Here is a 7,994-nt window from a genome sequence, read left to right as displayed (position 1 = left end):
GATCCACGCCGCCGCACGTCTTGATCGTGAACTGGATCAACTCCTCTACGGCCGCAGCGTCGGCAACATCGAACACAAAATCGTGAGCCTTGCCTCCATGCGCGCGAATTTCGTCGGCAGTCTTGCGGGCAGATTCGGCGTCTATATCGGCAACAACCACCTCTGCTGCTTCGCTGCCAAGCTGCCGGGAGACAGCGGCGCCGATGCCCGAACCGCCGCCGGTTACGATCGCTATTTTCCCTTTGAAGCCAGGGTTCATGGTCGCCATCCTCTACCGTCTTGTCACCACAGAGCAGTTGCTGGCCGCGCTCGCAAGTCCTCGCCGGAAATCAGTTGAGCGCTCTGATCTGTCGGTCCATGTGAGCGCACCATGCCCGTTTCGGGCATCCTTCGGAAGGAGTATGCGTGTCGAAATCAAGTCGGCCTGCCATGTCTGGACAGATAATTTCTGGTAGCTAAGATGATGCTTATGTTTGGGGATCGGTCTTTTTTTTGAGCAGGTCAACATGAACAACAGCGAAATCACCCGACGCGGGTTCGTTTTGGGTAGCCTGGCATTGCTGGCTTCCGGATGCACATCGATACCAGGTGCGCCCATGATGGCAGCCTACAATGGGCATCCTCCTGTGGATGCCCGCTTCAAACGCCAACGCGTGAAATATGACGGCACGGAACCGGCAGGCACCATCGTCGTCGATACCTCGGAGCGTTTTCTCTATGCCGTTGAAGGCGACGGCTGGGCGACGCGCTACGGCGTCGGCGTCGGCGAGGACGGACGCACGGTCAAGGGTAAGGCAACCATCGGCCGCAAGGCCGACTGGCCCTCCTGGACGCCTACCGCCGACATGATGGAGCGCAAGCCGCGTCTCGTCCAATACGCAGGTGGCGTACCCGGCGGCCCCGACAATCCGCTTGGGGCGCGCGCGCTTTATCTCTATCGCGGAGGCCAAGACACGATGTTCCGCCTGCACGGTACAAACGAACCTTGGACGATTGGAACCGAAGTATCGAGCGGCTGCGTTCGACTAACAAATGACGACATCATAGATCTCTATGATCGTACCCCTGTGGGTACGACGGTGCTGGTGATCTGATGTTGGCGCCCCAAACGCATCATTCAATCGCGGTGCGCCGGGTAGCGAAGTTCCGTGGCGTAAACTTCTTCGAGTGTGTCCTTGTTGCACTAGGCCGCAGTGCAATTGACCGCTAGCCTGTGATGGTCCACAATTGATTTGTGGGGCTTTGTCTAGATATCGATTCCACCTTAGGGGGAAGGATTGCTAATGAGCAAATTTCTAGTCGCAGTAGTCGCCGTGTTTGCCGTAGTCAGCCTGAGTGGCTGCGGAACCATCGGTAAAGGTAAGGGGAAAGCCCCGCCGCCTGTCGTAGAGACGGCGCCGGCTCCGATCTACAAGTAAAGATCGGCCTTGTTAATTGTGGGAGGGCCTTCATTGGCCCCCCCACCATTTCCCTCCATGCGGTCTAGTGCGTGCCTTTGGGCTCTAGCCGTCACTGTCCGGACACTGGTCATGGATGTATCCTGCCTTGTGGTCTTGGCTCATTCCAAGTCAAAAGCGGAGTTGTGGAAATGGCGCTACCTAGCGGCCGTTTGCTTGTTGTTGCCCTGATGGCGCTGGCGACAGCGGCATGCCAGGACAGCGGTCCCCAACCGCGTTTCATTTCGAATTCCGATGGCGGCGGCCAGCCGGTGGAGGCGCCTGCAGCAGCTGCGCGCGAGGTCAATACGGCGGACGCGTCTCAAAGCAAAGGCTATTTCATAGAGTTTCGCTCGCGCTACGCGCTGAGCTATGGCCACACTTACGTGGTCTTTGGGCGCTCGACCAAGGATGGGGAAATGATCAATCCGCAGGTCGCGGGATTGCATCCGGCCTCGACAAGCGAGTTTCCTTATGTCCTGGGACATTTTGTGCCTGTCAAATCCGAGACGGGCTGGAGCGACGGTGATCTGGAAGAACAGTACCGGTCGGCCAGTTGGCGGGTCATGCTGAGCGAAGCCGAGTATGATCAAGTCGTTGCGAATATTCGCAAGCTGCAGGCAAGCTCGCCCGTCTGGCAAGCGGCAGTCTATAACTGCAACGCATTCGTGGCCGACATTGCACGTTCGATGGGTTATAAGACGCCCGCCATCCAAAATCGGCCGCAGCAGTTCGTAACCAAGCTTCGCGAGATGAATTCTGGCCGAAGGATTGCAGTTAAAACTCCCTCTGTCACATCGGCTGGCTGAGTTCGGAAAAGTCGGTTAGCTGCAGGGTTGCTTGCGAGCCCTGTCAAAGGCCTTAGGAACGTAGATTGAGCATTTCGATAGCGTCAGTAGGCCAGACCGCGTGGGTTCTTGGTATCGTTGGGTGGTACATTATCCGCTACCCGTTCGAGCGTCGCGCCAAGCGGGTCCGGGTCGTAAGCGACCGCCGTTCGCGTTCCGACGCCACCGGGCTTGCGTGCGCGCTCTTCGGTCTCGCAATCTTTCCGGCGTTTTATGTCGCTACAGGCATTCCCGAAGCGGCCGACTATCCGGCAAGCGCATGGGCAGTCGCTGTTGGAATCGTGCTGTTTGCGGCAGCACTGTGGGTTTTTCATCGATCTCACAAGGAACTCGGCCGGAACTGGTCGATCACGTTGGAGATTCGCCAGCAGCATGAGCTTGTTTCGGGTGGCCCATACGCCTTCATTCGCCATCCCATGTACACCTCCTTCCTGCTGATGGGCCTTGGCCAGGCCTTTTTGCTGTCGAACTGGATTGTTGGGTTGGCTGGGCTGGTTGGCTTCGCAATCCTTTTTTTCCTTCGAGTGGACAAGGAAGAGCGTATGATGGAGGAAATTTTCGGCCCGCAGTACCGGGCCTATATGGCGAGGACAAAGCGCATTATCCCCTATCTGTATTAGAGGAGGCACGATGAGAGGCCGAGCCCTCAAGCTTTCGGCGGCGCGACGTCTTGTCTGCGATCTGATGCGGTTTTCGATCGGGATTCCGCGTGTCACTGTGCAGCGCAGGATGAACCTCGGACCGCTGCAAGCCGCCAGGATGGCGCAGCAGAGCCGGTCTTCGTGGACTGTGCTGTTCCTCAAGGGATATGCGCTGCTGGCGCACGAGATGCCGGATCTGCGGCGTGCTTACATCAAGTTGCCCAGGCCGCAGCTCTATGAATTCCCGGTCAGCGTGGCCTCGGTCGCCCATGAGCGCGAGCACGATGGTGAGCGGGTCGTCTTGCTGAGCATGATCAGGTGTCCAGAGAGCTGCTCGATCGCCGAACTTGAAGCATCCTTCCACGCCGCGCGATCACTTCCCGTCATGGAAATCAAGGACTTCCGGCGCGCGCTCAAGATGGCGCGAGCGCCTGCGCCAATAAGATGGCTGCTTATGTGGCTGGGGCTCAACATTGGGCGGCAGCGGGCCCGTTTTTTCGGCACCTTTCAGCTTTCGGTCTATTCCGGTCTTGGTGCCGAGTCGCTCAATCCGCTGACGCCTTTGACTACGCTGCTCAACTACGGTCCGATCGGCGAAGATGGATCGGTGGATGTCCGCATCCATTATGATCACAGGGTCATGGATGGGGCCAATGTCGCGCGCGCGCTGGTGAGGTTCGAAGAAATCCTGAACAACGCCGTGGCCAATGAAGTGCAAGATATCGCTCAAATTGGAGCTGTGCCCGCTAAGGCGGCTTCAGGTGCAGGTGCATGAGCCTAGATGAACAGTTCAGACCAGCCGTCGTGGTCATCGGCGCGTCCCGTGGGATAGGTCGGGCAATAGCCAAGGTCGCGGCTCGAGAACGTTCTATGATCGTGCTGGTTGCGCGTTCTGCTGAAGGCTTGGCTGCTGCCGCAAAGGATGTGCGCGATGCGGGCGGCGAGGCATTCACGTTCGAGCTGGATCTGTCGGCACCTGAGGCTTCGGCTCGTCTGGAGGACTTCCTCGCCACGAAAGGTCTCTTCTGCGATGTGCTGGTGAACAGTGCCGGCTATGGCTTGCGTGGTGCGGCGATCGCGCTGCCCATGGATGACCAGCTCGGAATTATCGATCTCAACATACGCGCCCTCAGCGACATGACGCTGAGGTTTCTGCCTGACATGGTGGCGCGGGGACGCGGCGGGGTGCTCAACCTCGGTTCGGTGGCCAGTTTCACGCCTGGGCCCTACATGGCCTTGTATTATGCCAGCAAAGGTTTTGTGCGCACCTTTTCGGAGGCGCTTCATCAAGAAGTACGCAAGACCGGCGTGACGGTTACGTGCGTCGCTCCTGGACCAGTATCGACGGAGTTTCTCGAGCGGTCAGGCGCCAGTCAGACGGCACTATTCAAAATTTTGCCCAAGCTTGATTCGAAGGATGTTGCAGAGCGTGCATGGCGGGGATTCAAATCCGGCCGTCGCCTGGTAGTGCCTGGATTTTCGGCCAAGCTAGCGGCGTTCACGGCGGCACTCTTGCCTTCGGCTGCGCTCTTGCCGCTGATCGGCTACCTGCAGCGCAACGGCAACGATCCGTGCCCTTGCGGATCAGGCAAGAAATTCAAGAAATGCTGCGGGGCGCGCTGATTCCACAATCGCCGCAGTCGAGGGCGCATCACCGGCGCGCGAAGGAGTAGCCGCTTCTTTTTTCTTCGATCCGCCGCTTTGCGATTTGCGCGGGGCGGATCTGGCCAACGGTGTCTCTTCCAGGGATGGGCGCTGCGGATTAGATTGGTCTTGCGCCGCTGCTCAGGTTGCGGCGGTGGCAACCTGCCGCCAATCCATGTATGGTTTGTTTTACCACAGCCAGGAAGTCGGGGCATTGCTCACGGTTTGAAAGGCGCGAAAATGGCCAACGCGGCTAAGCTTGTCGATGTGTTCAGAGGCATCCCAGGCTTTCGCGTGGTGTGCTCGATCGACGTGGATCTGCCTGAATGAACGCGGCCATCCACACATTCGTTGTGGTGCTCGCGTCGATCTTTCCGGTTGTCAATCCGCCTGGCTCGGCCCTCGTTTTCCTCGGATTGACAGGTGGCGCAACTCCCGAACTCCGCGCCGTCCTTGCTCGGCGTATCGCGTTGAATTCGCTTATCCTTCTGGTGTGCTCGTTCCTCCTTGGCGCGCTCATTCTGCAGTTTTACGGGATTTCCATCCCGATCCTTCGCGTCGCAGGAGGGTTCGTCGTTGCCGTATCGGGATGGAAGCTACTCAACGAAGGAAGCCAAAAGGAGATGCAGGCGTCGGCAGGAGGGGTCGACCGCACCAAATTGCTCGATCAGGCCTTCTATCCACTAACGTTGCCATTGACCACGGGGCCTGGCTCGATCGCGGTCGTTATCAGCATCGGTCTTTCAGATGCGACGATCACCAGTCCCGCAGACAGGATCATGTTCGTCTTGGCGAGTCTTGGCGCCATTGCGGTGCTGGCGGTGTCCATTTTGTTTTGCTTCGCTTATGCGGACCGCATCCAAAGGCTTCTCGGCCCGGGCGGCACCGACATCGCCGTGCGGCTGTCTGCGTTCATTCTGTTTTGTCTGGGCTTACAAATCCTGTGGTCGGGCGGAAACGAACTGTTGCGGTCCGTGCTCTCCGCGGCTCCTACGCCTTTGCTACCCGTGCCATGAAGAGCGATGTTGCGAGGCGAGCCTGTGAGATCGGGATTTTGCCGGCGATCACGCCGGCGGTTCGGTGTCGATCGCGCGACGCTTCGCCGGCTCGTCATGTCTTCAGAGAATCGAAAGCCGATCAGCGCCGTCATCTTTGATCCATGATTCGGCATCTGTCGCGCGAACAAGCCACAAGCGATTCGAGATACGGCCAGAACCAAGAATCTGAAGCCGCGGCGCATCTTTTCAGGCACAGCTGGGCCGGAATGCTTGCAAATGGCTTTTGTCGCTGTCCTGCTGCAAGGCAGGCTCGCAGGGGCTGGCTTCAGAGCTAGGAAAGGTTCTATTGGATGGATGCTTCAGCAAGCTAAATGCTTGAAAAACCTGGTACGCCCAAGGGGAATCGAACCCCTGTTACCGCCGTGAAAGGGCGCTATACTCGGTCTCCGGGTGTCCATAGATGTCCACCGGCTTTCAATCTAATGAATTGAAATTGCTTGGATATTAGATTTCACGTCTACACTTGTGTCGCGCCAGCTACGGGTGTATTTCGGGACTGATTTCGGGACCAAAAGCGAAAGCTCAGATGGCACGAACAAGGGTCGAAACGCCCATCACAACGCGGAACGCTCGCCGGCAGCTGGCGCCGCGCAAAAAACCATACTGCAGGTCGCTCGGGCCTATGGCGGCGCTTGGCTATAGGAAGAAGGGCAGGGGTGGTGTTTGGGTTGTTATCGAGTCGCTGGGCAACAAGCGCTACCGCGAGGAACAGATCGGTATCGTCGACGATTTCCTGGAGGCGAACGGCAGCACAGTCTTGGACTTTGAACAGGCGAAGAAGGCTGCTGTCGCGCGAATCGCATCTTGGCACACAACAGATCGTGCCTTTGTAAATGGTGCGCCGCCGACGGTTCGGACGGCAGTGGAAGCCTATGTCGGCATGCGCGACGCACGTGAGAATGCCGAAGGTCTTGCCCGGAGAGACGCGCGCAACAGGCTCAGGCTTCATGTGCTGGCCGACGAGATTGGCGACCAACTTCTTCACGAGTTGAATGAACATCACTTGTGCAACTGGCTCGATCGTCGGTCTGCCAGCATAGCCCCTTCAACAATTCGTCGAGTCGCCAATGATTTCAAGGCAGCGCTGAACATGGCTGCGCGGAAACATCGTTCCGTCCTGCCTCCGGAATTCTCGATCGTCGTAAAACACGGTCTAGCCATCACCGAAGCGTCGTCACCACAGGCCCGTGACGGCGCCGCATTGCCCGACGACGACGTCCGCCGGATTATTGATGCCGCGCGCGGGGTCGATGCGGATCTGGGCTGGGATGGTGACCTGTGGATGCTGGTGCTCGCGCTTGCCAGCACCGGCGCACGCTTCAGCCAGATCATCCGAATGCGTGTCGCCGATCTACAGATCGGCCACAGCCGCTTGATGGTGCCGACCAGCCGAAAGGGGCGTGGCGTCAAGAAGGCGAGTCATATTGCGGTCCGAGTTGGACAGGATGTCATCCAGGCGCTCCGGCCTGCAGTTGCAGGCCGGCGGTCGAACGCACCGTTGTTGGAGCGTTGGCGTCACCAGCAAACAAAGGCGACAGAGTTTGCGCTGCCGCGTTGGGAGCGTTGTTCGCGCGGGCCATGGCTGCATGCAGCAGAGCTGGCGCGGCCGTGGCAAGCGATTCTGAAGCGGGCAGGATTACCGGCAGACACCGTGCCGTACAGCCTCCGGCATTCCAGCATCGTGCGTATGCTCAAAGCTGGACTGCCAATTCGGTTGGTTGCAAGCCTTCACGACACGTCAAGCGTGGTCATCGAACGACACTATGCCTCGGCGATAACCAGCGCGATGGATGATCTCGCCGTTCGCGCTGTTGTTCCCTTGGTTGGCAAGATGAACGACAGTGTGCGGCCGGGAGCCTCGGCCGATAGTCAGCTCAACTTGGAGGGCGTGCTGTGAGTGCTGCATCCTTACCTGGAATTGTGGAGGTTGGCTCGAACGCAAGAGGCGACGGCACGGAAGCGATGAAGGAAGGACCTTACACGGCAAGGCGCGTCGCGGAGCCGACTGGTGGAGCAAATATCGACATCTGTTTGCGTTGGTCCGAACGGATGAAAAGAGTCAAGGCAGACCAACGGAAGCGTCGCATCGCAACAATTGCCGAGACCATGGCCCGCGCTGGCATCATAACGGTCGAGACACTGAGCTGGCTCGTAGAAAATGGACAGTCACTTGCCCCGGATGATCTCGGCAAGATTTTAGATGCAATGGCCAAGCCGCTTCGTAAGCGAGGTGCGCCACCAGCGGATGAGCGCGCGCTGAAGTACGCCTTTCTGATTCATCGTGAAATTGAGCGCCTGCRCAACAACGATGAGCGCGACTATGACGTCGTGGGTCGTGCAGCCGCGATAGTCCGTGATGAGGTGAGA

The 7,994-nt window shown here is 58.5% G+C and carries 10 protein-coding genes; 9 read left to right on the top strand and 1 reads right to left on the bottom strand.

The features are described 5' to 3' along the window. Positions 1–259 (bottom strand): SDR family NAD(P)-dependent oxidoreductase (locus AC1DWF_RS28270; protein ID WP_476842325.1); only part of this gene is annotated, 259 nt, incomplete at its 3' end. A 247-nt stretch (positions 260–506) separates the two neighbouring features. On the opposite strand from AC1DWF_RS28270, the gene AC1DWF_RS28265 reads away from it, so the two are divergent. The 9 genes from AC1DWF_RS28265 to AC1DWF_RS28225 all read left to right on the top strand — a co-directional run. Beyond that, positions 507–1,094 carry a L,D-transpeptidase gene (locus tag AC1DWF_RS28265; protein WP_476787710.1) on the top strand — a complete coding sequence of 196 codons (588 nt, stop codon included), beginning with the start codon at positions 507–509 and terminating at the stop codon, positions 1,092–1,094. Positions 1,095–1,283: 189 nt separating this feature from the next. Beyond that, positions 1,284–1,418, top strand: a complete 135-nt coding sequence (locus AC1DWF_RS28260) for an ABC transporter (RefSeq protein WP_476787709.1) — start codon at positions 1,284–1,286, stop codon at positions 1,416–1,418. Positions 1,419–1,588: 170 nt separating this feature from the next. Beyond that, entirely contained in the window at positions 1,589–2,245 is a 657-nt protein-coding gene (locus AC1DWF_RS28255; protein ID WP_476787346.1) for a hypothetical protein, read from the top strand. 71 nt (positions 2,246–2,316) lie between these two features. After that, complete coding sequence (locus AC1DWF_RS28250; protein ID WP_476787732.1) at positions 2,317–2,904, top strand: protein-S-isoprenylcysteine O-methyltransferase; 588 nt, start codon at positions 2,317–2,319, stop codon at positions 2,902–2,904. Positions 2,905–2,914: 10 nt separating this feature from the next. Further along, positions 2,915–3,700 carry a hypothetical protein gene (locus AC1DWF_RS28245; RefSeq protein WP_476787708.1) on the top strand — a complete coding sequence of 262 codons (786 nt, stop codon included), beginning with the start codon at positions 2,915–2,917 and terminating at the stop codon, positions 3,698–3,700. Beyond that, positions 3,697–4,548: an SDR family NAD(P)-dependent oxidoreductase gene (locus tag AC1DWF_RS28240; protein WP_476787707.1), complete on the top strand. Its 852-nt coding sequence runs from the start codon at positions 3,697–3,699 to the stop codon at positions 4,546–4,548. The genes AC1DWF_RS28245 and AC1DWF_RS28240 overlap by 4 nt, the downstream gene beginning before the upstream one ends. Positions 4,549–4,895: 347 nt before the next feature. Next, positions 4,896–5,585 carry a MarC family protein gene (locus tag AC1DWF_RS28235; protein ID WP_476787706.1) on the top strand — a complete coding sequence of 230 codons (690 nt, stop codon included), beginning with the start codon at positions 4,896–4,898 and terminating at the stop codon, positions 5,583–5,585. A 664-nt stretch (positions 5,586–6,249) separates the two neighbouring features. Next, on the top strand, positions 6,250–7,524 hold the full coding sequence (locus AC1DWF_RS28230; RefSeq protein WP_476787705.1) for a tyrosine-type recombinase/integrase: 1,275 nt from the start codon (positions 6,250–6,252) through the stop codon (positions 7,522–7,524). Further along, positions 7,521–7,994 (top strand): hypothetical protein (locus AC1DWF_RS28225; protein WP_476842324.1); only part of this gene is annotated, 474 nt, incomplete at its 3' end. The genes AC1DWF_RS28230 and AC1DWF_RS28225, both read left to right, overlap by 4 nt.

The organism is Aminobacter sp. P4_D5, from assembly GCF_056401815.1.
This window is presented reverse-complemented; position numbering and strand designations above follow the sequence as displayed.